Source organism: Pseudomonas sp. GW821-FHT07B01, assembly GCF_059419065.1.
The window spans coordinates 56501-83050 of sequence record NZ_JBWKRA010000023.1; the positions used below are offsets into that span (position 1 = coordinate 56501).

A 26550-nucleotide genomic window follows, 5' to 3' on the forward strand; every position below is an offset into this window, starting at 1 on the left:
GGTGATGCTATCGCAGGCAAGCCAGCTCCCACATCGGTTTCTGCGTCTGGGTGGCTACTTCCAGCGATCCGCTGCGGCGTGGTCACTGCTGCGCCCTTCTACCCAACGCGGCCCCTCGCTGGTGTTTTCCTTCTTCCAGAACGGCGCCCGCGTCTTCAAGTAATCCATCACAAATGCACAGGCATCAAACGCTGCCTGCCGATGCGCACTGGCCGCGCCGACAAACACAATCGGCTCGCCCGGTTCCAGCGCGCCGATACGGTGCAGCACCTCCAGCTTGAGCAACGGCCAGCGCTGTTCGGCTTCCACGGCGATCTTGGCCAGGGCTTTTTCGGTCATGCCGGGGTAGTGTTCAAGAAACATCCCCGACACCTCGCGCCCGTCATTGAAGTCGCGTACATAGCCGACAAAGCTCACCACCGCGCCCACGCCCACGTTGGCCGCGTGCATGGCGTTGACTTCGGCACCCGGATCAAAGGCCTCGACCTGCACACGAATGGCCATGATCAGCCTCCGGTCACGGGTGGGAAGAAGGCGACTTCATCACCGGCTTGCACCGGCTCGTCCAGGCTGCACAACTCCTCGTTGCGCGCACACATCAGGCTCGCTTCGTTGAGCACGGCGAATTCCGGATCAGCAGCCAGCGCGAGGCGCACGGCGTCAACAGTGGCAAACTCACCTTCCATCTCCAGCGAATCGAAGCCCACCGCTTCGGCGTAGCGCGCAAAAAACAGTACGTTGATACTCATTGCTGATCCGCCTTGAAATGCCCGCTCTTACCGCCCAGCTTTTCCAGCAGGCGAATACTCTCAATGGTCATGCCGCGATCCACCGCCTTGCACATGTCGTAGATCGTCAGTGCCGCGACGCTGGCGGCGGTCAGGGCTTCCATCTCAACGCCGGTCTGGCCGGAGAGTTTGCAGCGCGCCACGATACGAACCGCGTCTGCACCGTCGGCACTCAGCTCCACCTTGACGCCGGTGAGCATCAACGGGTGGCACAGGGGGATCAAGTCACTGGTTTTTTTCGCTGCCTGGATCCCGGCAATGCGGGCCACGGCAAACACGTCGCCCTTGGGGTGGGCGCCGTCGACAATCATTTGCAGGGTGGCGGGCAACATGCGCACCCGCGCTTCGGCCACCGCCTCACGGAACGTCACGGCTTTGTCGGTGACGTCGACCATATGGGCGCGACCTTGGGAATCGAGATGAGTCAGCACAGGGATACTCCTGATCAGGAGCAGCGATTGTAAACCTGTGGGTCAAAATTTGCGCAGGGCTGTTTATCCCATCCTGTAGGAGCGAGCTTGCTCGCTCCTACATTCAAGGTTAGAACCGGAAGGTAAACCCGGCATTGATCCCGTTATTGTTCCCTCGGTTGGAGAGCAAGCCGCTGTAGTTCAACGACACCAGGGTGTCCTTGGTCAGGGCCATTTCCGCACTGGCTTTGATCACCGCGCCATCCCTCGCCACAGGCACGCTGTTGACGGCGAAGGCCGTGTCACTACCGGCGAACTTCAGAGAAGCTTCACGATCGGTGTCACCAAACTGGTGCTCCCAACCCAACTCACCGCGCAGGGTCACCGCCGAGGTGGACGTGAGCGGCAACTGAGTATGGCCACGTACGCCCAGAGTGGAGAGCGTGGCGTCCTGGCTTTGCTGGCTGGCATGCAAGGCTGCGGCACCGCCTTTTTCCTTGAACGAGTCGCTTTGATAGTTCAGGTAGGTGAGGTTGGCGAAGGGTTCAAGCACGCTCCATTGGGTGTAACCGATCTCGGCAAACACTTGGTCGGTGCGCGCGTTGTAGTCGGCTTTGGCATGGTCCGACTGATTGGCATAGGCCACCCGTCGCGAAGTGTCCAGACGGTGCCAGGTGCTGGCACCGCCCAGGCGCAGGGCAATTGCCTCGAAGCGTTTGCCGCCATAGACCGACAGGTGATAGTTGTCGCTGTCCGCCGACGCCGACTGGCCGTTGAGGTGGCTTTGGGTGTAACCGGTCGCCGCGCCCACGCGCCAGCCGTCGTTCACCTCGGTGTCCAGGCCCAGCAGTACGCCGCTGGTGGACGAGGAGTAGCCGCTGGCGTTGTTGTCACCACTGACGTTGTTGCGTCCACCAAGTAGCTGTACCCAGCCGCCGTTGTCACGGCTGTCGATCTGCGCGCTGGAGTCCAGTGCCTGCGCCTGTTGCAGGCGAGCGTTGACCGCTTCACGCAGGTAGCGGCTGTCAGCCATTTGCGCTGCGGCCACGTCCGAATGCAATTGCCCTGAAAGTTGCTTGAAGCCCTCCCGCGCCTGGGCGGCGGAATCAGACGCCAACAGGCTTTCGTAGACCGGGCTGCCAGCGCCCAATGTCTCGGCCACCGTCGCCACCGCTCGCTCATTGCGGGTTTGCGCGACACTGGCGAAGGTGGTCTGGTTGCGGGCTATCGCCAGGGTCAACTGGTTCGGTTGATAGTTGAGCGCAGTGCCAATGAACAGGTAGTTGGGGGCAAACGCTGCAAACTGCCCCTGGATACCTTGGCTGGCACTGAGGATATTGAACTGCTGGCCCAGCAAGCTGCGCGCCTCGGTGGCGGTCAACAGGTTGGGGCTGTTCTCCAGGGACACGCTCACCACACCGCCATTGAGGGTCGCCACCCCGCTGCTCTGCAACTGGTCGCTGCGGCCATCGGCCCCTACTTCGACGGCATACACCGAACCCGGGTTGAACGTGACATCGCCGGTGCGCAGTGTGCCAATCGAATGCCCCGGGGCCACTCGCCCACCGTTGTTGACGGTCAAGGCACCCACCGTGCCGTTGCCGGCCAGGGTGCCGCCCAGTGTGGTCATCACGCCGTTATCGGCATTGCGCGTGCCTACGGCGCTACCATCTACCGTCACGGCAGAGGTCAATGCGCCGTCCACCGACAATTTGCCTCCACGCACCCAAGTACTGCCCGAATAGCTGTTCTGGCCTGCCAGCACCAACTCGCCATCCCCGGACTTGACCAGGCTACCGACATACGTGCTGCCGGTGAGCACGTCCTGGCCGCGGGTGAGTGTTGCCTGCTCCCGGGCATGACCAATGTCGTATTCAAACTGATCGTCGGCCGAGGCATTGGCGGGCAGGCCATCGAGCCAGCCTTTTTGCTGCTTGGTGGCGGCCCAGGTCGCCTGTTCGGCAGCGTCTTCTAGGCGACGGGCGCGAATGGCCTCATCGGAAATCGGGTTGGCCCAGATATCGCGGGTACCGCTGGGCAACGCCACTGCTACCGCACCGAGGAACTGCCCCGGCCCTTGCATAGCTTTTTGCAGGTTGGGCAAGCCCCAGCCACTGACCACACCTGGTACTTGCGGGGCACCCGGCGCGGCATCATGCACCGGTTGCAGGTTGTCATAGGTGCGGCCTCCGGTCAGCTCGCCAACCGGCGTGTCCGGGCCATCCGGCGCCTGCAGGCTGGAGGTGGTCAGCAACACGTCCCGCGCCTGGCTGGGCGTCATATAGGGGAAGCGCTGCATAACCAACGCCAGGGCTCCGGAAACGCTCGGCGCGGCGGCCGAGGTGCCGTTGGCATTCGGGATAATTTCGCCCTCGGGGCCGGCGGACGGGATGCCCGACACGCCCATCACGCACCACCACTTGGAGGTACCGCAACGGTTGTAGACCTGGGCGCTGGTCTCGTCGTAGCCGGTGATGGAGAGGAACTTAGCTTCGATATCCGGCTTGAAAAACGGCAGGTTCGCATTGGTGTCCGGGTTGGCACCGTGGCTGTCGTTGCCCGCAGAGATGATCTGGATGAACGTGTTTTGCCGGGCCGCATCGGCCATGGCGTCCATCCAGGTTTTCTGCCCGGCGTGGGCCTTGTCCCAGAACGGGCGATAGGCGGCGGTCATGTCGCGCAGGTTCTGCGCGGCGCTGTCGCCGACGTTGCCGAAGTGGTTCTCCACGTCATTACGCGAGCTCTGCCCCCAGCTCTGGTTGACGATCGCCACGTTCTTCGCCGCCAGGGCGTTGTAGCTGGCCATGAATGCGTTGTAGTCGAGGTCGTTGGAGCCTTGGTAGCGGTCGTTGTCGCTGCCGCCGGTGTTGGCGACAAACAGATTGGCGTCGAAGGCAATGCCGTGCATACCGGTGCCGTCGCGGTTGGCGGCCAGCACCCCGGACATTTCTGTGCCATGCCCGTCGTTGAACGCGGGGTCGTATTCCCCTGGGATGCTGAAATGTTCGCCCTGCTTGAACTCGCCGCTGGGCACTTCAAGGCGGTAGCGCGGGTGGGTGGCGTAGTACTCGCCCGTGGAGGTTACCGCCTGCACCCGGTCCTGGCCCTGAGCGTTCTTGCCCTGGAACTCGGAGTGTTCGGTGAGGATGCCCGAGTCCAGCACGCCAACATTGACCCCCTTGCCAGTGATGCCCAGGGCATAGGCGTAATACGCGTTGGTGCGGTCCAGGCCGGAGTTGACCTGGGCTTCCGGGGTCTTCCAGGTTTGCGCGTTGGCGCTCCAGTCACGGGTTGCCCCAGCCCAGGACTGGCCTGCGTTCAACTGCCCGCTGAGGTTGCTGCTAACGCCCGGCTCGACGTAAGTGTAAGGCTTGGCGGCCGGCAGGTTGGCGATAATGGCTTTGGAGAAGTCGAGGATATTGGTGGTGTAACGGCCGCTGTTGCTGAACAGCCGGCTGCGGTAGTAATCCAGGCGCGAGGCATAGTCCAGTGGCCGCCGGGTGTCGCCGAGCATGGCGCCGATGGTCAGGTTTTCGGGTTGTAGCTCGTAGTTTTGCTTGAGGACCGAATCGAACTTGCCGGACTGGGCGGCGAAATCCTTGGCCGCGAGATCGACGATATCCGCGTAGGCAAACCTGAGGTTTTTGTACACGGCGGTATCAGGGCCGAATGAGGCGACGGCTTTCCTGAACGCCGACTCCAATACCTGCGGGGTGTAAGGGTTATCGTCTGCCCTGGCCATGGAACCGTGGCCCAGCCATAACGCCAGGCCGAGTGCTATGGGTGTGAGGGGGATGGTCTTGAAGCGGGGGGTACGATTGCGTTGCGACACAGTGAAGCCATTACCTGCTACGTCCATTTTCCTTTCCCTTTGGATATGTGCGTCATCAATGAGCGGTGTTTCGGGCTTTTGTAATAGGCAGGGTCACGGTGAAAACCCTGGACAGGTTTTCCAAGCGTTCGTCGAATCAAGGAGGTGGCGTTCCGACGGGGTCAAGCAGTGTTCTTATTGTTTTTACCGCAAAAAAAATGTAACAAAATAATTACAGAACCCACAAGCACCCAGGACGCGTTAACGCAGGCAAATGTCGCACAGAACAAAAACCCCGGATTTCGTGAAAAATCCGGGGCTTTTCGCAGCGGGTTCAGCGTAGTTACAGATGGGACTCGGCGTATTCAGCCAGAATCGAGCGCGGTACCCCTTGCAGCGCAATGTGCACGCCGTTCGGGAAGTCCTTGAAGCGTTCCGTCAGGTAAGTCAGCCCGGAGCTGGTCGCGGACAGGTAAGGGGTGTCGATCTGCGCCAGGTTGCCCAGGCACACCACTTTGGAACCGGCGCCGGCACGGGTGATGATGGTTTTCATCTGGTGCGGTGTGAGGTTCTGGCATTCATCGATCAGAATCAGGCTCTGCTGGAAGCTGCGACCTCGGATGTAGTTGAGGGATTTGAACTGCAACGGCACTTTGCTGAGGATGTAGTCGACGCTGCCATGGGTGTTTTCGTCATCCATGTGCAAGGCTTCGAGGTTGTCGGTAATCGCCCCCAGCCACGGCTCCATTTTTTCCGCCTCGGTACCGGGCAGAAAGCCGATTTCCTGGTCCAGGCCCTGCACGCTGCGGGTGGCGATGATGCGGCGATAGCGTTTGGTGACCATGGTCTGTTCGATGGCGGCGGCCAGGGCGAGGATGGTTTTGCCCGAACCTGCGGCGCCGGTCAGGTTGACCAGGTGAATGTCCGGATCGAGCAGCGCATACAGCGCCAGGCTCTGGTAGATATCACGCGGTTTCAGGCCCCAGGCTTCCTGGTGCAACAGGGGTTCCTGATGCAGGTCGAGGATCAGCAGCTTGTCGACCTGGATCTCTTTGATCCAGCCCACGAAACCCTGTTCATCGACGATAAACTCATTGATATGCACGGCCGGCAGGTTGTCGATCAGCTGTACCTGATGCCAGGTGCGGCCGTGGTCCTGACGGGTTTCGACCTTGCTCACACGGTCCCAGAACGAGCCGGTCATCATGTGATAACCACGGGACAACATCGACACGTCGTCGACCAGTTGGTCGGTACTGTAGTCCTCGGCAGCGATCCCACACGCTCGTGCCTTGAGGCGCATATTGATGTCTTTGGTCACCAGCACCACGCGCAGGTCCTTGTCGCGGGCGTGCAGGTCGATCAATTGGTTGATGATTTTGTTGTCGTTCAGGTTTTCCGGCAGCAGGCTGTTGGGCTCGCTGCGCTTGCTCATCAGAATCGACAGCAAGCCCTTGGGCCCGCCCTTGCCACGCTGGATCGGCACGCCGACCTCGACGTCCTCGGGCGAGGCTTCACCCAGGGTCTTGTCGATCAGGCGGATGGCCTGGCGGCATTCGGCGGCAACGCTGTGGTGGCCGCTTTTGAGTTTGTCGAGCTCCTCAAGCACGATCATCGGGATGGCGACGTGGTGTTCTTCGAAGTTCAGCAGTGCGTTTGGATCGTGGATCAATACGTTGGTATCAAGCACATAAAGGATTGGCTGGTCGGAAGAAGGGTTACGTCCATGATCATCCATACTCGGTCACCTTTGTGGGAGCCATTCGACGCAATACCTGGGCGGTGCTGCGCCTCGATTCGACCACCGATTGCACCTTGAACAAGGTCAAGTGCAGTGCCCACAGGAGGAGTCTTGGAAGACGCCACCTGTGCTGCAGGTTTCGGCGGTCTGACTTCGTAATACCGCAAAACCCATGACAGGAAAAAGTACTTTGACGCTTTTTTGAAGTTTATTTTTCAGGATGACGAATAGCACTAGCCGAGTGCCATGTACCCCGTTAAAGTCGGAAGTCCGCCTGCATCGAAATGTCGCAGCAAATCGCCCCGAAAACACCCCATCCCCAGCAAAGCCGGGCACTTCATCGAAATGCCTCGCGACACTCCTGCCAACCCAAGCCACTCTGCGCCGTTGCCTGCAATACCATCGGCAATGCCACCCGCGCCTTGTCCTGGGTGTCGTGAAACACGATCACGCCTTTGCGCCATAGCAGCATCAACGTCAGCACCCGTTGCGCCGACTCATCGGCCTTGAGCTTGCCCGGCTCGTCCTGGGAATCGATGTCCCATAACGCCACTTGCAAACCCTGTTGCTGGAAGAATCCCTGGCTGTCCGCGCGGCGCTGCCCATAGGGCGGACGGAACAGCGGCACATAGTTTTCCGGCAGCAGATTCTGTACCAGCCCGGCGCTGCGGGTGATGGAGCTTTGCCAGTCGACCCAATGGCTGTGGGAGCGGTACTGCCAGCCCTGAAGCCCCACGCACTGCCCTTGGTACAGCGCCTGCACATCGGCGGCGGAACTGCGCTCCACACGGGTTTGCAAGCTGCTGCCAAGGACAAAGAACGTCGCGTTCATCTTTTGCTTGCGCAGGTAATCGGTGAGCCAGTCGGTATTGCCGCTGACAGGTGCAGGGCCACCGTCGAAGGTCAGTAAAAACATCCGGTCATTGAGTTCATCACCGTTGCGCTCATGATCGCCAAAGCGCGCCACTTCACTGCTGATCTGCGGAAACAGCGCGGCCTTGCGCAACAATTCGTCCAGATAGCGTTCGTGAAAGTGCCGACTGGGGGCAGCCCAGCCTATATAGAAAGAGTTGTCACTGACCTCGAACTTGCCGGCCTGCTCACGCAGGTCGTCCATGTTTTCCACCAGGTAGCAGAACGAGGCGTCTTCTTCGCAGCTCTGCTGGGCGAATGTGTAGTTCTCCAACAGCCGTTGCCAGAGCTGGCGACGCAGGTCATCGATGGCGGCCAGGTTGATGATCTTCAGCCCCAGCCGTTGCTTGAGCGCGGTTTCGTCCTGGGCTTCGCTGGCGATTAAACCATGGGCAAACATCAGGATTTCCGCCCGCGAAGCCACATCGAACAGCGCCGGGCTGGCGAGTTTTTCCGGCCAGGTACCACGGTCCAGGCTGGCGACATCCACCGGCGCGGCCTGGGCATTCAGGCACAGCAGGCAAGCGGACAATAAAAGCGCTAATCGCACACGGGGTCTCCCTCTACAGAGTTACCGCCCATCATAGCGGATCGCATCTATCGCCATCATAGGTGGAGTCAAAACGCCCCAACCCCTAGAATCTCGCCCACGATTCCAGGAGCCAACTTCATGCTGATGGTGATTTCCCCCGCCAAAACCCTCGACTTCGAGTCCAAGCCGGTCACTGCGCGCTTCACCCAGCCGCAGTACCTGGACCACTCCCAGGAACTGATCGAGCAACTGCGCGAACTGAGCCCGGCGCAAATCAGTGAGTTGATGCATGTCTCCGACAAGATCGGTGGCCTCAACGCCGCGCGCTTCGGCAGTTGGACACCGGCCTTCACTCCGGCCAACGCCAAGCAGGCGCTGCTGGCGTTCAAGGGCGATGTGTATACCGGCCTGAATGCCGAAACCTTCAGCGAGGCCGATTTCAGCTATGCCCAGGACCATTTGCGTATGCTCTCGGGCCTGTACGGCCTGCTGCGTCCGCTGGACCTGATGATGCCGTATCGCCTGGAGATGGGCACCAAGCTGGCCAACGCCCGCGGCAAGGACCTTTACGCGTTCTGGGGCACACGCATCAGCGAATGGTTGAATGAAGCCCTGGCCGAACAAGGCGACGATGTACTGCTCAACCTGGCCTCCAATGAGTACTTCTCGGCGGTCAAGCGCACAGCCCTGAACGCGCGGATCATCAACACCGAGTTCAAGGACCTGAAGAACGGCCAGTACAAGATCATCAGCTTCTACGCGAAGAAGGCCCGGGGCATGATGAGCCGTTTTGTGATTGAAGAACGCATCAACGATCCGGCCAGGCTCAAGCAGTTCGATGTGCAGGGTTATCGCTTCAATGCGGAGCAATCCAAGCCGGATAACCTAGTGTTTTTGCGCGATCACGCACCGGAATAAGGCCTGTACAGCCACCAACATCAACTGTGGGAGCTGGCTTGCCTGGGATAGCAGAGGGTCAGCCGACTCACATGTCGCTGATACACCGCTATCGCAGGCAAGCCAGCTCCCACATTTTTTGCCTGCATTTCACCCTATCAATCGTCATTTATTTGGCGTCAAAAAATATCAAGACACATCTCTAACAATTTCTTCACTCGACACTCGTCGGTTTTTTTCGTAGTGGCACCACTTTTTTTTAACGGTAGTGGCACAAAACTATCCTCTCGCACCAACTCCCCATAACTACTGGCCTAAATAGCAAGTGCTATCAATATAGTACTAGTGCCATCTTTTCTAATATTTCAAAAAATTTCCGGAAAGGGGATGAGCGGCCCGGAACTTCGTCTTGAAGCACCGCTCATACCACCGGTAACGAAATTCTCTGTTTACGTAAGAGATGACTTACATACCGACCAATGGAAGTAGCCAAGTTGTCATAAAGCACTTTGGCTCGAGGGTCATATCATCAACTGATTGAGTTGAGGGCGGCGATAAGGACTCATTGCCAACCCCTAAAGGCCAAGGCAGCGCTGACCTAAATGAGCCAGTGTTAACACCCAAGGCTTTGATATCAAAAGGCTTATTACCTGTATCAAAGCTCTGCGGCACTGGCGCCGGACCCTTCCGCCACGGAAAACCGGCTGCATTTCAGGGCAAGCCCCAATAATAAGGCCACGTTGCGCACAACTTGAGTGCAATAGTTAGTCACTCGCTATTTAACATGCCTGCACGCGGTAAGTCGGCGTCTATTCGCCTAACTTTCGCGGCATCAGTGACGCTTGCAAACATGAACTCCGGCCATCTAATGGCATGATTTAAACATAGAGGTAATTGCGATGCGCATCAGCATATTTGGTTTGGGTTACGTTGGCGCCGTGTGTGCCGGTTGCCTGTCTGCCCGTGGCCATGAAGTGGTCGGCGTAGACATCTCCAAGGACAAGATCGACCTGATCAATGCGGGTAAATCCCCCATCGTTGAACCGGGTCTGGGCGAACTGTTGAGCCAAGGCATCGCAACCGGTCGACTGCGCGGCACCACCAATTTCGCCGAAGCCATCCGCGACACAGACCTGTCGATGATTTGCGTCGGTACGCCGAGCAAGAAAAACGGCGACCTGGAGCTCAACTACATCGAATCGGTATGCCGTGAGATAGGTTTTGTGCTGCGTGACAAGACCACCCGCCACACCATCGTGGTGCGCAGCACCGTACTGCCAGGCACCGTGGCCAACGTGGTGATCCCGATCCTGGAAGACTGCTCCGGCAAGAAAGCCGGCGTCGACTTCGGCGTTGCGGTCAACCCGGAATTCCTGCGTGAATCCACCGCCATCGCCGACTACGACCTGCCACCGATGACCGTTATCGGCGAGTTCGACAAAGCCTCCGGCGACGTCCTGCAGTCGCTGTACGAAGAACTCGACGCGCCGATCATCCGCAAGGACATCGCCGTTGCCGAAATGATCAAGTACACCTGCAACGTATGGCACGCCACCAAAGTCACCTTCGCCAACGAGATCGGCAACATCGCCAAGGCCGTCGGCGTTGACGGTCGTGAAGTGATGGAAGTGGTCTGCCAGGACAAGACCCTCAACCTGTCCCAGTACTACATGCGCCCAGGCTTCGCTTTCGGCGGTTCGTGCCTGCCAAAAGATGTGCGTGCCCTGACCTACCGCGCCGGCTCCCTGGACGTGGAAGCACCGTTGCTCAACTCGCTGATGCGCAGCAACGAATCCCAAGTGCAGAACGCCTTCGACATCGTCTCCAGCCACGACAAGCGCAAAGTCGCCCTGCTGGGCCTGAGCTTCAAGGCCGGTACCGATGACCTGCGTGAAAGCCCATTGGTAGAACTGGCGGAAATGCTGATCGGCAAGGGCTACGACCTGAGCATCTACGACAGCAACGTCGAGTACGCCCGTATGCACGGCGCGAACAAGGACTACATCGAAGGCAAGATCCCTCACGTGTCGTCCCTGCTCAACTCGGACTTCGACGAAGTGATCAACAACTCCGACGTGATCATCCTCGGTAACCGTGACGAGAAGTTCCGCGCCCTGGCGCACGAAGCCCCGCACGGCAAGCAAGTGGTCGACCTGGTGGGCTTCATGTCCAAGGCCACCAGCGTGAGCGGCCGTACCGAAGGTATTTGCTGGTAACAGCAACGGCAAGTTTCAGGCTGCAAGTGGCTTACCCCAGCGCTTGCAGCCTGAAGCCTCCTCACCTTGCGGATGACGTTTATGTCCAAGTTAAAACATGTATTTCTGCAATCGGCCGGCTGGCTGTTCTTTCTCAGCCTGCTGATGGGGCTCGCCCTGCTGTTGCCGGCGAGCACCTTCGATTCGCAATCGAAGAATTTTATTTTCCTGATTGGTGCCGTGGGTATCTGGCGCTACTCGATGGGCGCGACGCATTTCTTTCGCGGCATGCTGTTCCTGTATGTGGTGTACCCGCACCTGCGCCGCAAAGTGCGCAAGCTGGGCAAGGCCGCCGACCCGTCCCATGTGTTCCTGATGGTCACCAGTTTTCGTATCGACGCGCTGACCACCGCCCAGGTCTACAGCTCGGTGATTCGCGAAGCTATCGACTGCGGCTTCCCGACCACCGTGGTGTGCTCGCTGGTGGAAATGTCCGATGAGCTGCTGGTGAAAAGCCTCTGGGAAAAGATGAACCCGCCGGCTCACGTCAAGCTCGACTTCGTGCGCATCGCTGGTACCGGCAAGCGTGACGGCCTGGCCTTCGGTTTTCGCGCCATCTCGCGCCACCTGCCGGACGACCGCGCCGTGGTCGCCGTGATCGATGGCGACACCGTGCTGGCCGAAGGCGTAGTGCGCAAGACCGTGCCGTGGTTCCAGCTGTTCGGCAATGTCGGTGGCCTGACCACCAACGAATTCTGCGAAGTGCGCGGCGGCTACATCATGAGCGAATGGCACAAGCTGCGCTTCGCCCAACGCCACATCAACATGTGCTCCATGGCCCTGTCCAAGCGCGTGCTGACCATGACCGGGCGCATGTCGGTATTCCGCGCCAGCGTAGTGACTGACCCGGGCTTTATCGCCGACGTGGAAAGCGACTCGCTGCAACACTGGCGCCTGGGCCGCTTCAAGTTCCTCACCGGGGATGACAAGTCCAGCTGGTTCAGCCTGATGCGCCTGGGCTACGACACCTTCTACGTGCCGGACGCCGCGATCAACACCGTGGAACACCCGCCGGAAAAGAGCTTTATCAAGGCCAGCCGCAAGCTGATGTTCCGCTGGTACGGCAACAACCTGCGCCAGAACTCCCGTGCCCTGGGCCTGGGTGTGCGTCGCCTCGGCCTGTTCACCAGCGTGGTGCTGTTCGACCAGCGCGTGTCGATGTGGACCTCCCTGCTCGGCCTGACCGTAGCGATGATTGCCACTTTCAAGTACGGCGGCGCCTTCATCCTCGCCTACCTGCTGTGGATCGGCATCACCCGCCTGATCCTGACCCTGCTGCTGTCGTGCTCCGGCCACAAGATTGGCCCGGCCTACCCGCTGATTCTCTATTACAACCAGATCATGGGCGCGTTGGTGAAGATCTACGTGTTCTTCCGCCTTGATCAACAGTCCTGGACCCGCCAGGACACCAAACTGACCCGCGATTTGGCCAGCTTTCAACGTTGGTTCAACACCTGGTCGTCTCGGACCATGACCTTCTCCGCCGGCAGCATCTTCGTTGCCGTGTTGCTGATGATGGTCTGACCCTGCCAAGCCTGAATTAACCTAGGAATTACACCCGATGAATAGCCAAGTAAACGCCAACGTTGTCCACGAATCCGAAGCCCAGCGCCAACACGCCCGGGTGAAAATCCCGGCCAAGCTGCGCTTCTTCAACAGCGACCGCACGCCGACCGAAGCAAAGGTTATCGACCTGTCTGCCGGCGGCCTGGCTTTCACCGCCACCCAGCCACTCACCATCGGCCAAGTGCACAAGGGCCGTCTGCAGTTCGTGATCGATAACCTCGGCCTGGCCATGGACGTGGAGCTGCAGATTCGCTCCTACGACCGCCAGACCGGCCGCACCGGTTGCCAGTTCCAGAACCTCGATGCCCAGGATATTTCTACCCTGCGCCACCTGATCACCTCGCACCTGTCCGGTGACATCGTGACCATGGGCGACGTACTCGCGACCCTGCAACGCGACAACTTCACCAAGGCACGCAAGGTCAAGGACGGCGGCAGCGGCATGACCGCGTTCGGTCGCCTGCGCGCCGTGACCTTCAGCCTGGCGATCTTTTTGGTCGGCCTGGCGGCCTTCGGTTTTGTGGTCAAGTCGCTCTACGGCATGTACTTCGTCAGCCACGCCCAGGCAGGCCTTGTGAGCGTACCGGGCATGAACGTGACCATGCCCCGTGACGGCACCGTGCAAAGCCTGCTCAAGGGTGATTCGGTAGCAGCCAAGGGCGCGCCGCTGGCGACCTTCAGCACCAGCATGCTCGATGTGCTCAAGGGTCACCTGGACGAAGACCAGTTGCAACCGGCCAAGGTCGAAGAACTGTTCGGCAAGCAAATGACCGGCACCCTGACTTCGCCGTGCGATTGCGTGGTGGCCCAGCAACTGGTCGCCGACGGCCAGTACGCCAGCAAGGGCGATGTGATCTTCCAACTGGTGCCACGCGGCAGCCAGGCCAACGTTGAAGCCCGCTTCACCTACCGCCAGTTTGGCGATGTACGCCCAGGTACGCCGGTGAGCTTTCAGGTCGCCGATGAAGAACAGGTTCGCACCGGCACCATCGTCAGCAGCACCAGCCTGAACAGCGCCGACCTGTCCTCCGACATCCGCGTGCATATCAAGCCTGATGCACCGCTGGACAGCACCTACGCCGGCCGCCCGGTGGAAGTCACCAGCGACCGTGGCCCATCGCTGAACTGGCTGATCGACAAAGCCATGGCTCACGGTCTGTAAGCGAGGACATGCCTGTGATGACTCTCTCAAAAACACCACAATCCCTGTGGGAGCGGGCTTGCTGTGGCGAGGGAGCTTGCTCCCGCTCGACAGCGCAGTTGGAGCCGGCTTTTGGGGGCGCTGCGCACCCCAGCGGGAGCAAGCTCCCTCGCCACAAAGGCAGTGCCCACATTGGTTCTGTAGCGTTGATCGCCCTAGCAATCAGCCTGGCCGGTTGCGCCGGCCTGCCCGACCAGCGCCTGGCCAACGAAGCCCTCAAGCGCGGCGACACCGTCACCGCGCAGCAGAATTACCAGCAACTGGCAGACCTGGGCTACAGCGAGGCCCAGGTGGGCCTGGCCGATATCCAGGTCGGCACCCGCGACCCAGCGCAAATCAAGCAGGCCGAAGCCACCTACCGTGCGGCGGCAGACACCTCGCCCCGCGCCCAGGCACGCCTGGGTCGCCTGTTGGCGGCCAAGCCGGGCGCCACTGAGGCCGAGCACCATGAAGCCGAAAGCCTACTGAAAAAAGCCTTTGCCAATGGCGAAGGCAACACCTTGATCCCGCTGGCGATGCTGTACCTGCAATACCCCCACAGCTTCCCCAATGTGAATGCCCAACAGCAGATCAGCCAATGGCAGGCGGCGGGTTACCCGGAGGCCGGCTTGGCCCAGGTGCTGCTGTATCGCACCCAGGGTACCTACGACCAGCATCTGGATGATGTGGAGCGCATCTGCAAAGCCGCGCTGAACACCACCGATATCTGCTACGTCGAACTGGCCACGGTCTATCAGAAAAAACAGCAGCCGGAACAACAGGCCGAACTGCTCAAGCAGATGGAAGCAGGCGTAAGCCGTGGCACCGTGACTGCGCAGCGCGTCGACAGCGTGGCCCGCGTACTCGGCGATGCCACCCTCGGCACCCCGGACGAAAAAACCGCCCAGGCGTTGCTGGAAAAAATCGCCCCTGGCTACCCGGCGTCCTGGGTCAGCCTGGCGCAACTGCTCTACGACTTCCCCGAACTAGGCGATGTCGAGCAGATGATGAAGTACTTGGACAACGGCCGCGCCGCCGACCAGCCACGCGCCGAATTGCTGCTGGGCAAGCTCTACTACGAAGGCAAGTGGGTGCCCGCCGATGCCAAGGCCGCCGAGGCGCATTTCGAAAAAGCCGTGGGCCGTGAAGTGGCCGCCGATTACTACCTCGGCCAGATCTACCGCCGTGGCTACCTGGGCAAGGTTTACCCGCAAAAAGCCCTGGACCACCTGCTGACCGCAGCGCGCAACGGCCAGAACAGCGCCGACTTCGCCATTGCCCAACTGTTTTCCCAAGGCAAGGGCACCAAGCCCGACCCATTGAACGCCTATGTCTTCAGCCAGTTGGCCAAGGCCCAGGACACGCCAGAAGCCAATGACCTGGCCACCCAGCTCGAAGCGCCGCTGACGCCTGCGCAACGCGCCGAAGGCCAACGCCTGGTGCAACAGGAACTGGCCGCCCGCGGCACCCTGGCCCAAAGCACGCTGCAACTGCACGCCCTGCAAGAAGAAGACGGCGAGGAATCCCTATGAAGCTCAACCCATTCGTCAAGGCCGGTATCGGCCTGTCCTTCGCCCTGCTGTGGTCGTGCCCGACCCTGGCCGCGCTCACCGAAGCGAAGAACTTCGGCCTGGAAGTCAAAGCCACCGCGCAGTCTGAAGATGACCGCGACCTCGGCACCCAGAAAGGCGGCGACGTCAACGGCATCGGCCTCGACCTGCGCCCCTGGATCTACGGCGAAAGCGGCGCGTGGAGCGCCTACGCCATGGGCCAGGCAGTGGTGTCCAGCGACATCATCGAGACCGACACCCTGCAACAGTCGGCCGATGACACCACCGATCAGCAGTCAAGCAACGACGACCGCAAGGCCAAGAAAAACTACCTGGCCCTGCGTGAGTTCTGGGTCGGCTACAGCGGCTTCACGCCCTACCCCGGCGAGATCCTCAAGTTCGGCCGCCAGCGCCTGCGCAATGACGACGGCCAGTGGCGCGACACCAACATCGAAGCGTTGAACTGGACCTTCGACACCACCTTGCTCAAGGCCAATGTCGGCGCCGCCGAACGCTTCAGCGAATACCGGACCGACCTTAAGGAATTGTCGCCGGTCGACAAGGACCGCCAGCACTTCTACGCCGACGCCGCCTACCAGTGGACACCGGGCCAGTGGATCGGCCTGCGCGGCCACCACACCCACGACGACGGCAAGCTCGACTACGCCGAACCGGGTGTCGCCAGCGACCCGTTGGACAAGCGCGAAAACGGCGACCTGACCTGGCTGGGCATCGAAGCCAACAGCGACGCCTACAACTGGCACAACACCAACACCGTCAACTACTGGGCAAGCATCACCGGCATGCGCGGCGACCGCGACAAGGTCAACGCCTTGAACGCCGACGGCAGCCGCCCCACCTCCGCCAAACGCAGCGATGACCTGAGCGGCTGGGCTACCGATATCGGCGTGCGCCTGCGCCTGGATCCGCAGTGGCAAGTGGGTGCCGCGTACTCGCGCGCCAGTGCCGAGTACGAACAGAACGGCCTGCAAAGCAACCGTTCGAACTGGACCGGCACCCAGTCCCGCGTGCATCGCTTCGGTGAAGCGTTTCGCGGCGAAATGAACAACATGCAGTCCATGAGCCTGTTCGGTTCCTGGCAACTGCGCGAGGACTACGACGCCAGCCTGGTGTACCACAAGTTCTGGCGCGTGGATGGCAACAAGCCGGTGGGCAGCAACGGTATCGACGCGGTGCAGAACAACACCGATGACGTCACCGGCGCGATCCTCTCCAGCACCTCCCTGCCGTTGGAAGACGGCAAGAAAGACCTCGGCCAAGAAATGGACCTGGTGGTCACCAAGTACTTCAAGAAAGGCTTGCTGCCAGCGGCGCTGAGCCAGTCGATCGACGAGCCTTCAGCCCTGGTGCGTTTGCGTGCCGGCGTGTTCAAGCCCGGCGATGCCTATGGCAGCCAGGTCGACTCCTACATGCACCGCGCGTTTGTCGACGTGGTCTGGAAATTCTGATGGGAGCCTGCGCCATGAATGCTCAAAGCCTACTCGTCGCGGCAATGCTGATGGCCAGCGCCACAGCGTTTGCCGATACGGCGGCCAAGGCGCCGATCATCGCCAAGGAACTGCAACAGGCCAAAACCTACACCATCTCCAGCCCGCCCACCGCGCCGCTGGAAATGGCCAAGCCGGCGCTGCCCGACCTGTCGGGCTACACCGCGCAGGCGATGGAAAAGAAAATCGTCAAGACCAAGGCGGGCAAAATCAGCATCCGCCGCATGATGCAAGAAGACGCGCTCAAGGACTTTATCGGCGGCGATAACAAGATGGCCGAATGGGTAGTGCGCCAACACGGCATTCCCCAGGCGATCTTCGTCGATGACGGCTACATGAACCTCAAGGACCTGCTGGGCAAGGTGCCTAAGCAGTACTTCAGCGAAACGTCGCCGGGTGTGTTCCTGGCCAAGTTGCCGATCGTGGTGGGCCGTAAAGGCATCCTCGATATCGACAAGAACACCCAGGAACTGCGCCTGTCCCAACAAGCCGGCGCGTTTTTGATCAACGACGGCCAGCTGTTCGTGCGTGACACCAAGGTCACCGGTTGGGATGAAAAAGCCAACGGCCCGGCGCTGTTCAAGTCGGCCAAGGAGTTCCGCCCGTTCCTGCTGGCCTGGGGCGGCACCGAGACCTATATCTCCAAGACCAAGATGGCCAGCTTCGGCTACGCCAACAGTAAGTCCTACGGGGTGAGTATTTCCCAGTACACGCCGAACATGGCCAAGGTGCTCAAGCGCCCCGAGCCAACCGGTTGGATCATCGACTCCGAGTTCTCGGACATGTGGTACGGCTTCTACTGCTACGAGACCACAGGCTTTGTGATCAAGGGCAATACCTACAAAGACAACATCGTCTACGGCATTGACCCCCATGACCGTTCTCACGGCCTGATCATCGCGGACAACACCGTGTACGGCACCAAGAAGAAGCACGGCATCATCATTTCCCGGGAAGTGAACGACAGCTTCATCTTCAACAACCGCAGCTATGACAACAAGCTTTCGGGCCTGGTGATCGACCGTAACAGCGTGAACAACCTGATCGCCGACAACGAGATCTACCGCAACCACACCGACGGCATCACCCTCTATGAGAGCGGCGACAACCTGCTGTGGGGCAACAAGGTGATCAGCAACCGTCGCCACGGGATCCGCGTGCGTAACAGCGTGAACATCAAGCTCTACGAAAACACCTCGATGGCCAACGGGCTGACCGGCGTGTACGGCCACATCAAGGACTTGACCGACACCGACCGCGACATCGCCCTCGACCCGTTCGACGCCAAGGTCTCGCTGATCGTGGTCGGCGGTGAACTGGCGGGTAACGGCAGCGGGCCGCTGTCCATCGACTCGCCGTTGAGTATCGAGCTGTATCGCGTGTCGATGCTGGCGCCGACCAAATCCAGCGGCATCAGCTTCTCCGGCATCCTGGGCGACCGCCAGGAAGAAATTCTCGACCTGCTGGTGCGCCAGCAGAAAGCCGTGCTGATCGACCCCGTCGAACGCCAGACCGAATTGCAGGACTGAGGATGACCCTTATGCACCCACACATGATCAAACTGCTGAGCCTCTCGGGTCTGACCCTCGGCCTGCTGGCGGCCAGCCAGGGCGTACGCGCCGATGAAGTCAAAGCCCCGACCTTCACCGCTGAACCCTGCTGCAGCCTGTGCCCCGCCGCCCATGACGCGAAGAACTACACCACGCGCTACCAGCAGAACTTCACCACCCTGGTGCAAGCCCAGGGCGACTGGCTGTTCCGTACCCAGGAAGACCTGCGCACCGAGTTCGACACCACCCCGGCCGGCTACAAGCGCATGCAGCAGCTGCACGATGCGTTCAAGAGCAAGGGCGTGGAACTGGTGGTGGTCTACCAGCCGACCCGTGGCCTGGTGAACCGCAACAAGCTCAACCCTGAGGAAAAGGCCAAGTACGATTTCGACAAGGCCCTGACCAACTACAAAACCATGCTCGGCCGCTTCGCCAAGATGGGCTACGTGGTGCCAGACTTGTCGCCGCTGACCAACGAGCAACTGCCGGATGAGTTGCCGGCCCACGACTTCTACTTCCGTGGCGACCAGCACTGGACCCCATACGGCGCCCAGCGCACCGCGAAAATCGTCGCGGCCAAGGTCAAGCAGATGCCGGAATATGCCGAGATTCCCAAGCGTGAATTCGAGACCAAGCGCTCGGGCCGCATGGGCAAGACCGGCACCCTGCACAACATGGCCGGGCAACTGTGTGGCACCAGCTATGCGATCCAGTACATGGACCAGTTCACCACCGAGCCCAAGGGCGAAGCCGGTGACGGCGACCTGTTCGGCGATTCGGGCAACCCGCAGATCACTCTGGTGGGCACCAGCCACAGTGGCAAGAACTATAACTTCGCCGGCTTTCTGGAAGAAGAAATCGGTGCCGACATCCTCAACGTCGCCTTCCCCGGCGGTGGCCTGGAAGGCTCGATGCTGCAGTACCTAGGCAGCGACGAGTTCCAGAAAACCCCGCCGAAGATCCTGATCTGGGAATTCTCGCCGCTGTACCGTCTCGACCAGGAAACCATCTATCGCCAGATGATGGCGCTGCTGGACAACGGTTGCGAAGGCAAGACCGCGCAGATGTCGGCCAGCACCACGCTCAAACCGGGCAAAAACGAACTGATGGTCAACAGCGCGAACAAAGACCTGCGCAACGCCAACCATCAGGTCGATATCCGCTTCGCCGATCCCTCGGTGAAAACCTTGCAAGCCACCCTCTGGTACATGAACGGGCGCCACGAGGACATCAAGATCGAGAAACCCGAAACATCCGATACAGACGGGCGTTTCGCCTTTGAACTGCGCACCGATGAAGACTGGGCCTCGCAGAACTTGCTGGCCGTGGAAGTGCAGGGCCCCGAAGCGGGCGCTGCGGCGCAGAAGGTTGAAGCGAAAATTTGCACACGCAACGTATTCCCAAGCGGTGGTCAGCAGACCGCCCAACTCGGGAAGTGAGGTTACTTATGCAAAAGTTATTGCTCCCTACCCTGCTGGGCCTGGCCGTGTTTGCCGGCTCCGTGAATGCGGCCGCGCCGTTGCGCCCGCCCCAGGGCTATTTCGCACCGATCGAAGCGTTCAAGACCGGCGACTTCAAGAATGATTGCGACAGCATGCCAACGCCCTACACCGGGCCATTGCAGTTTCGCAGCAAGTACGAAGGCTCCGACAAGGCCCGTTCGACCCTGAATGTGCAGTCGGAAAAAGCCTTTCGCGACAGCACCGCCGACATCACCAAGCTGGAAAAAGACACCAGCAAGCGCGTGATGCAGTTCATGCGTGACGGTCGCCCGCAGCAACTCGAATGCACGCTCAACTGGCTGGTGTCGTGGGCCAAGGCCGATGCGTTGATGTCCAAGGACTTCAACCACACCGGCAAGTCCATGCGCAAATGGGCGCTGGGCAGCATGGCCTCGGCCTATGTACGCCTGAAGTTCTCCGAGTCGCAGCCGCTGGCCAAGCACCCGCAGGAAGCCCAGCAAATCGAAGCCTGGTTCAACAAGCTGGCCGACCAGGTGGTGAGCGACTGGGACAACCTGCCCCTGGAAAAAACTAACAACCACTCGTACTGGGCCGCCTGGTCGGTGATGGCAACGTCCATCGCTACCAACCGCCGCGACCTGTTTGACTGGGCGGTGAAGGAATACAAGGTCGGCGTGAACCAGGTCGATGACCAGGGCTTCCTGCCGAACGAATTGAAGCGCCAGCAACGCGCCCTGTCGTACCACAACTACGCCCTGCCGCCGCTGTCGATGATCGCCAGTTTTGCGCTGGTCAACGGCGTGGACCTGCGCCAGGAAAACAACAGCGCGCTCAAGCGCCTGGGCGACAAGGTGCTGGCCGGGGTGAAAGACCCGGACATCTTCGAGCAGAAGAACGGCAAAGAGCAGGACATGAAGGACCTCAAAGAAGACATGAAATTTGCCTGGCTTGAGCCCTTCTGCACCCTCTACACCTGCGCCCCGGACGTGATCGAACGCAAGCATGGCATGCAACCGTTCAAGACCTTCCGCCTGGGCGGCGACCTGACCAAGGTCTACGACCCGGCGCATGAAAAAGGCAACAAAGGCAGCTAGTCGCTGATCGTTCCCACGCTCTGCGTGGGAATGCAGCACGGGACGCTATGCGTCCCAAAGCGTGGCGCAGAGCGCCACAAGAGGCATTCCCACGCAGAGCGTGGGAACGATCACAGCCTCCCCCGACATCGTGGGGGGGTTTGGGGGGGCTCTGGCCCTTGACTATTGGTTAAACATGGAGAGATCGGGATGGTTTTCTCGTCCAATGTGTTCCTGTTTCTGTTCTTGCCGATCTTTCTCGGCTTGTACTATTTGAGCGGGCAACGCTATCGCAATCTGCTGCTGCTGATTGCCAGCTACGTGTTCTACGCCTGGTGGCGAGTGGACTTCCTGGCGCTGTTCGCGGCCGTCACGCTGTGGAACTACTGGATCGGCCTCAAGGTCGGTGCCGCCGGTGTACGCACCAAGCCGGCGCAGCGCTGGCTGTTGCTCGGGGTGTCGGTCGACCTGTGCATCCTCGGCTACTTCAAGTACGCCAACTTCGGCGTCGACAGCATCAATGTAATGATGAAGTCGGCAGGCCTGGAGCCGTTCATCCTCACTCACGTGCTGTTGCCGATCGGGATCTCGTTCTACATCTTCGAGTCCATCAGCTACATCATCGACGTGTACCGTGGCGACACCCCGGCGACCCGCAACCTCATCGACTTCGCAGCGTTCGTGGCGATCTTCCCGCACCTGATCGCCGGTCCCGTGCTGCGCTTTCGCGACCTGGCCGACCAGTTCAACAACCGCACCCACACCCTGGATAAATTCTCCGAGGGCTGCACGCGGTTCATGCAGGGTTTCATCAAGAAGGTCTTTATCGCCGACACCCTGGCGGTGGTGGCCGACCATTGCTTCGCCCTGCAAAACCCCACTACAGGCGATGCCTGGCTCGGCGCGCTGGCCTATACCGCGCAGCTGTACTTCGACTTCTCCGGCTACAGCGACATGGCCATCGGCCTGGGCTTGATGATGGGTTTTCGCTTCATGGAAAACTTCAAGCAGCCCTACATCAGCCAGTCGATCACCGAGTTCTGGCGGCGCTGGCACATCAGCCTGTCCACCTGGCTGCGTGACTACCTGTACATCACCCTGGGCGGCAACCGCAAAGGCACCCTGACCACTTACCGCAACCTGTTCCTGACCATGCTGCTCGGTGGCCTGTGGCACGGCGCCAACATCACCTACATCGTGTGGGGCGCCTGGCACGGCATGTGGCTGGCGATTGAAAAAGCCATCGGCCTGAACACCGCGCCGCGCAGTTTCAATGTGCTGCGCTGGGCCTTCACCTTCCTGCTGGTGGTGATGGGCTGGGTGATCTTCCGCGCCGAAAACCTGCACGTTGCCGGGCGTATGTACGGTGCGATGTTCAGCTTCAGCGAGTGGTCGCTGTCGGAACTCAACCGCGCCAACCTTACCGGCCTGCAAGTGGCAACCCTGGTGGTGGCCTACGCAACCCTGGCGTTTTTCGGTCTGCGCGACTTCTACACCAACCGCCCGGCCGACAAGGCCAAGCCAGCCGACCCGAGCCTGATCAAGGCCGTACCCGGCGATAACCCTGGCAGCATCCACGAGCCCGGTTTCAGCGTGGGCCGCGACGCTGCCGTGCAACCGGCCTACTGGACGGCTGACTGGCCACGCTACGCCATGCGCGCTGCGGTGCTGCTGCTGTTCGTGGCGTCGATTCTCAAACTGTCGGCGCAGAGTTTCTCGCCGTTCCTTTACTTCCAATTCTGAGGGAGCCGACCATGACCCGTTCATTACGCGTCCTCTACATAAGTCTGTTCCTGGTGCTGCTGCTGGCACTGGGCGCCTGGTCGCTGCGCAGCTTCTTTGGCTTCAGCACCAACGCTGATGCCACCGTGCTTAACGGTCGCTGGACCAAAGCCGTCGAGACTCACTACGACGACGAGTTCCCGATCAAGCGCCTGGGCACCAACCTGTGGGCAGCGCTGGACTACAAGCTGTTCAATGAAGGCCGCCCTGGCGTAGTGCTGGGCCGTGATCACTGGTTGTACAGCGACGAGGAATTCAACCCCGCCGTCAACGAAGACCAGAACCTGCAAGGCAACTACGCGCTGGTCGAAGGCGTACGCCAGAAGCTCAAGGCCCAGGGCATCCAACTGGTTATGGCGATCGTGCCGGCCAAGGTGCGCCTGTATCCGGAGCATCTGGGTGAAGTGAAACCGGCCACCGTGCACGCCAACCTGTACCAGGACTTCCATGCCCGAGTGGCGGCGGACAACATTCCAGCTCCAGATCTGCTCGGCCCGCTGCAACAGGCCAAGCTCGCCGGCAAGCAGGTGTTCCTGCGCACCGATACTCACTGGACACCGGACGGTGCCGAAGTCGCCGCCAAGCAATTGGCCAAGGCGATTGCCGACAAAACCCCACTGAGCGGCGAGCCGCAGCGTTTTGTCACCGAGGCTGAGAAAACCGAACCGCACAAAGGCGACCTGCGTTTGTTCCTGCCCCTGGACCCGCTGTTCGAAAACCTGATGCCGCCCAAAGAGCCGCTGGAAAAACGCGTCACCCACCTGGCCGAACAGAAAGGTGACGACGCGCTGTTCAGCGACAGCGAAACCCCAGTGGCTCTGGTCGGTACCAGCTACAGCGCAAACCCCAACTGGAACTTCGTGGGGGCGCTCAAGCAAGCCTTGCACAGCGACGTGGTCAGCTACGCCGAAGACGGCCACGGTCCGATCCTGCCGATGCTCAGCTATCTCAAAAGTGATGACTTCAAGAACAGCCCGCCCCAGGTGCTGATCTGGGAGTTTCCTGAACGCTATCTGCCCGTCAACAACGAAATCGGTGATGCCGACCCAGCCTGGGTTGCGCAGCTTAAACAAGCCGGTTCGCGCCAACAGAACATGGCAATCAACACATCTAAATCCGAGACGCCCGACCGGGCGCAAAACTGAAAGAGAGGTAACTCACAATGACTTTCACTACTACTCCTCGTCGTCTCGCTAAAACCCTGGCTATCGCAGCAGGCTTGAGCTTCGTATCCCTGTCGGCCTTCGCTGCCGGTGATGCCGCCCTGTACGGCCCGACTGCACCAAAAGGCTCCAGCTTTGTACGTATCTACAACGCCAGCAACCAGGAGGTCAGCGCCACCGTCGGCAGCACCAACCTCAGCGACGTTGCGCCACTGGCCAGCAGCGACTTCAGTTTCATGCCGGGCGGTGACTACAGCGCCAAGGTCGGCAGCCAGACCCTGCCGGTCAAGCTGGCTGCCGACCACTACTACACCCTGGTCAACAGTGGCAGCGGCCAGCCGCAGTTGATTGAAGAGCCCCCGTTCAAGAACAAGCAGAAATCCCTGGTGCGCGTGCAGAACCTCAGCGACAAGGCCCTGACCCTGAAAACCGCCGATGGCAAGACCGATGTGGTCAAGTCGGTGGCTGCCAAGGGCCGTGGCGAGCGTGAGATCAACCCGGTGAAAGTGAGCCTGGCGTTGTATGACGGTGACAAGAAAGTCGGCGATGTGAAGCCGGTTGCGTTGGAACGCGGTGAAGCGGCGGTGCTGTATGTCACCGGCTCGGGCTCGAGCCTGTCGCCAGTGTGGGTGAAACGCCCAGTGTCGACCCGCTGATTATTTCCCTGAGTTGACACGCCCCCTCGTGGGAGCTGGCTTGCCTGCGATGGCGGTCTTGAAGGCGCCATCGCAGGCAAGCCAGCTCCCACGCTGAACGGGTTTCAACTCAGGACCGAGACAAAAACAAGAGTGAAACGACAAACCTTCGTAGCTCTGACCCAAACTGATTCAAGGAGAAACACCCATGATCCCAGTAATCCTTTCCGGTGGTAGCGGCTCACGTCTTTGGCCGCTTTCCCGTAAACAGTTCCCCAAGCAGTTCCTGGCCCTAACCGGCGAGCACACCTTGTTCCAGCAAACCCTGGAGCGCCTGGTGTTCGAAGGCATGGACGCCCCCATCGTGGTTTGTAACAAAGACCACCGTTTCATCGTCAACGAGCAACTGAGCGCACGTAAGCTCGACTGCCAGCGCATCCTGATGGAACCCTTCGGCCGCAACACTGCGCCGGCCGTGGCCCTGACCGCGATGATGCTGGTCAACGAAGGCCGTGACGAGCTGATGCTGGTACTGCCCGCCGACCACGTGATCGACGACCAGAAAGCCCTGCAACGCGCACTGGCCCTGGCCACCGTGGCTGCCGAGCGTGGCGAGATGGTGCTGTTTGGCGTGCCGGCCACCCGCCCGGAAACCGGCTACGGCTACATCAAGTCCACCAACGACTCGCTGCTGCCTGAAGGCGTGAGCCGCGTGCAGCAGTTCGTGGAGAAACCCGATGAAAAACGTGCAATCGAGTTCGTCAAGAGCGGTGGCTACTTCTGGAACAGCGGCATGTTCCTGTTCCGCGCCAGCCGCTTCCTCGAAGAGCTGAAAAAGCACGACCCGGATATCTATGACACCTGCGTGCTGACCCTGGAACGCAGCGAGCAGACCGCCGACACCGTAACTTTCGACGACTCCACGTTCGCCTGCTGCCCGGACAACTCCATCGACTACGCCGTGATGGAAAAAACCCAGCGCGCCTGCGTAGTCCCGCTGGCAGCCGGTTGGAGCGACGTGGGCTGCTGGGCGTCGCTGTGGGCGGTCAACGATAAAGACGCCAACGGTAACGTGAGCAAAGGCGATGTAGTGATCCAGGACAGCCGCAACTGCATGGTGCATGGCAACGGCAAACTGGTGTCGGTGATCGGCCTGGACAACATCGTGGTGGTGGAAACCAAGGACGCGATGATGATTGCCCACAAGGACAAGGTCCAGGGCGTCAAGCAGATGGTCAACACCCTCAACGAACAAGGCCGCAGCGAGACCCAGAACCACTGCGAAGTCTATCGTCCGTGGGGTTCCTACGACTCGGTGGACATGGGCGGGCGTTTCCAGGTCAAGCACATCTCGGTCAAGCCGGGCGCGTGCCTGTCGCTGCAGATGCACCACCACCGCGCCGAACACTGGATCGTGGTCAGCGGCACCGCCGAAGTCACCTGTGACGACAACGTGTTCCTGCTCTGCGAAAACCAGTCCACCTATATCCCGATCGCCTCGGTGCACCGCCTGCGCAACCCGGGCAAGATCCCGTTGGAGATCATCGAAGTGCAATCGGGCAGCTATCTGGGTGAAGACGATATCGAGCGCTTCGAAGATATCTACGGGCGCTCGACACCGGTTGAACGTGGCGTATCGGTGAAAACTATCGCGCAGTAAAACAGTCGTACAAGAAGCCCTCGCCCAGCCCATTGCGTCCCCTATCCGCAGTGGGTTGGGTGGGGGCTTTTTAT

The 26550-nt window shown here is 60.3% G+C and carries 19 protein-coding genes; 13 read left to right on the top strand and 6 right to left on the bottom strand.

Annotated features, from left to right (window positions below; all coding sequences use genetic code 11):
• Positions 1 to 54: 54 nt before the first annotated feature.
• The 6 genes from moaE to AC07S6_RS22055 form a co-directional block, all read right to left on the bottom strand.
• A complete protein-coding gene (moaE, locus tag AC07S6_RS22030; RefSeq protein WP_034128700.1) occupies positions 55 to 504 on the bottom strand; it encodes a molybdopterin synthase catalytic subunit MoaE in 450 nt (149 codons plus the stop codon).
• Positions 505 to 506: 2 nt separating this feature from the next.
• Positions 507 to 749, bottom strand: a complete 243-nt coding sequence (gene moaD / locus AC07S6_RS22035; protein WP_014717016.1) for a molybdopterin converting factor subunit 1 — start codon at positions 747 to 749, stop codon at positions 507 to 509.
• On the bottom strand, positions 746 to 1219 hold the full coding sequence (moaC, locus tag AC07S6_RS22040; RefSeq protein ID WP_495113050.1) for a cyclic pyranopterin monophosphate synthase MoaC: 474 nt from the start codon (positions 1217 to 1219) through the stop codon (positions 746 to 748). The genes moaD and moaC overlap by 4 nt, the downstream gene beginning before the upstream one ends.
• A 109-nt stretch (positions 1220 to 1328) precedes the next feature.
• Entirely contained in the window at positions 1329 to 5057 is a 3729-nt protein-coding gene (locus tag AC07S6_RS22045; protein WP_495113051.1) for an autotransporter domain-containing protein, read from the bottom strand.
• Between the two features lie 295 nt (positions 5058 to 5352).
• Positions 5353 to 6747, bottom strand: a complete 1395-nt coding sequence (locus AC07S6_RS22050) for a PhoH family protein (protein ID WP_003188745.1) — start codon at positions 6745 to 6747, stop codon at positions 5353 to 5355.
• Between the two features lie 340 nt (positions 6748 to 7087).
• Positions 7088 to 8212, bottom strand: coding sequence for a polysaccharide deacetylase family protein (locus tag AC07S6_RS22055; RefSeq protein WP_197881436.1), 1125 nt, complete (start codon positions 8210 to 8212; stop codon positions 7088 to 7090).
• Positions 8213 to 8332: 120 nt separating this feature from the next.
• Between AC07S6_RS22055 and yaaA the strand changes: the two genes are divergently transcribed.
• The 13 genes from yaaA (at position 8333) to AC07S6_RS22120 (ending at position 26476) form a co-directional block, all read left to right on the top strand.
• The gene (gene yaaA / locus AC07S6_RS22060; protein WP_133633255.1) at positions 8333 to 9112 is read left to right on the top strand and encodes a peroxide stress protein YaaA; all 780 of its coding nucleotides are present in this window, start codon (positions 8333 to 8335) and stop codon (positions 9110 to 9112) included.
• Between the two features lie 878 nt (positions 9113 to 9990).
• Positions 9991 to 11307 (top strand): nucleotide sugar dehydrogenase, encoded by a 1317-nt coding sequence (locus tag AC07S6_RS22065; protein WP_054898938.1) that lies wholly within the window; start codon positions 9991 to 9993, stop codon positions 11305 to 11307.
• 81 nt (positions 11308 to 11388) lie between these two features.
• Positions 11389 to 12870: a mannuronan synthase gene (alg8, locus tag AC07S6_RS22070; protein WP_161794312.1), complete on the top strand. Its 1482-nt coding sequence runs from the start codon at positions 11389 to 11391 to the stop codon at positions 12868 to 12870.
• Between the two features lie 37 nt (positions 12871 to 12907).
• On the top strand, positions 12908 to 14074 hold the full coding sequence (locus tag AC07S6_RS22075) for a PilZ domain-containing protein (protein ID WP_495113052.1): 1167 nt from the start codon (positions 12908 to 12910) through the stop codon (positions 14072 to 14074).
• 170 nt (positions 14075 to 14244) lie between these two features.
• A complete protein-coding gene (gene algK / locus AC07S6_RS22080) occupies positions 14245 to 15624 on the top strand; it encodes an alginate biosynthesis TPR repeat lipoprotein AlgK (protein ID WP_495113064.1) in 1380 nt (459 codons plus the stop codon).
• Entirely contained in the window at positions 15621 to 17111 is a 1491-nt protein-coding gene (locus AC07S6_RS22085; protein WP_495113053.1) for an alginate export family protein, read from the top strand. Before algK ends, AC07S6_RS22085 begins: the two co-directional genes overlap by 4 nt.
• Positions 17111 to 18679 carry a mannuronan 5-epimerase AlgG gene (algG, locus tag AC07S6_RS22090; RefSeq protein ID WP_019817623.1) on the top strand — a complete coding sequence of 523 codons (1569 nt, stop codon included), beginning with the start codon at positions 17111 to 17113 and terminating at the stop codon, positions 18677 to 18679. Before AC07S6_RS22085 ends, algG begins: the two co-directional genes overlap by 1 nt.
• A gap of 11 nt (positions 18680 to 18690) precedes the next feature.
• The gene (locus AC07S6_RS22095; protein WP_060763580.1) at positions 18691 to 20139 is read left to right on the top strand and encodes an alginate O-acetyltransferase; all 1449 of its coding nucleotides are present in this window, start codon (positions 18691 to 18693) and stop codon (positions 20137 to 20139) included.
• Positions 20140 to 20147: 8 nt separating this feature from the next.
• Entirely contained in the window at positions 20148 to 21257 is a 1110-nt protein-coding gene (locus AC07S6_RS22100) for a mannuronate-specific alginate lyase (protein ID WP_054898941.1), read from the top strand.
• Positions 21258 to 21446: 189 nt separating this feature from the next.
• Positions 21447 to 22979, top strand: a complete 1533-nt coding sequence (locus AC07S6_RS22105) for an MBOAT family O-acyltransferase (protein ID WP_495113054.1) — start codon at positions 21447 to 21449, stop codon at positions 22977 to 22979.
• 11 nt (positions 22980 to 22990) lie between these two features.
• Entirely contained in the window at positions 22991 to 24163 is a 1173-nt protein-coding gene (locus AC07S6_RS22110; protein ID WP_495113055.1) for an alginate O-acetyltransferase, read from the top strand.
• A 17-nt stretch (positions 24164 to 24180) separates the two neighbouring features.
• The gene (locus AC07S6_RS22115; protein ID WP_032893493.1) at positions 24181 to 24837 is read left to right on the top strand and encodes an alginate O-acetyltransferase AlgF; all 657 of its coding nucleotides are present in this window, start codon (positions 24181 to 24183) and stop codon (positions 24835 to 24837) included.
• A 187-nt stretch (positions 24838 to 25024) separates the two neighbouring features.
• Entirely contained in the window at positions 25025 to 26476 is a 1452-nt protein-coding gene (locus AC07S6_RS22120; RefSeq protein WP_057976165.1) for a mannose-1-phosphate guanylyltransferase/mannose-6-phosphate isomerase, read from the top strand.
• Positions 26477 to 26550: the final 74 nt, after the last annotated feature.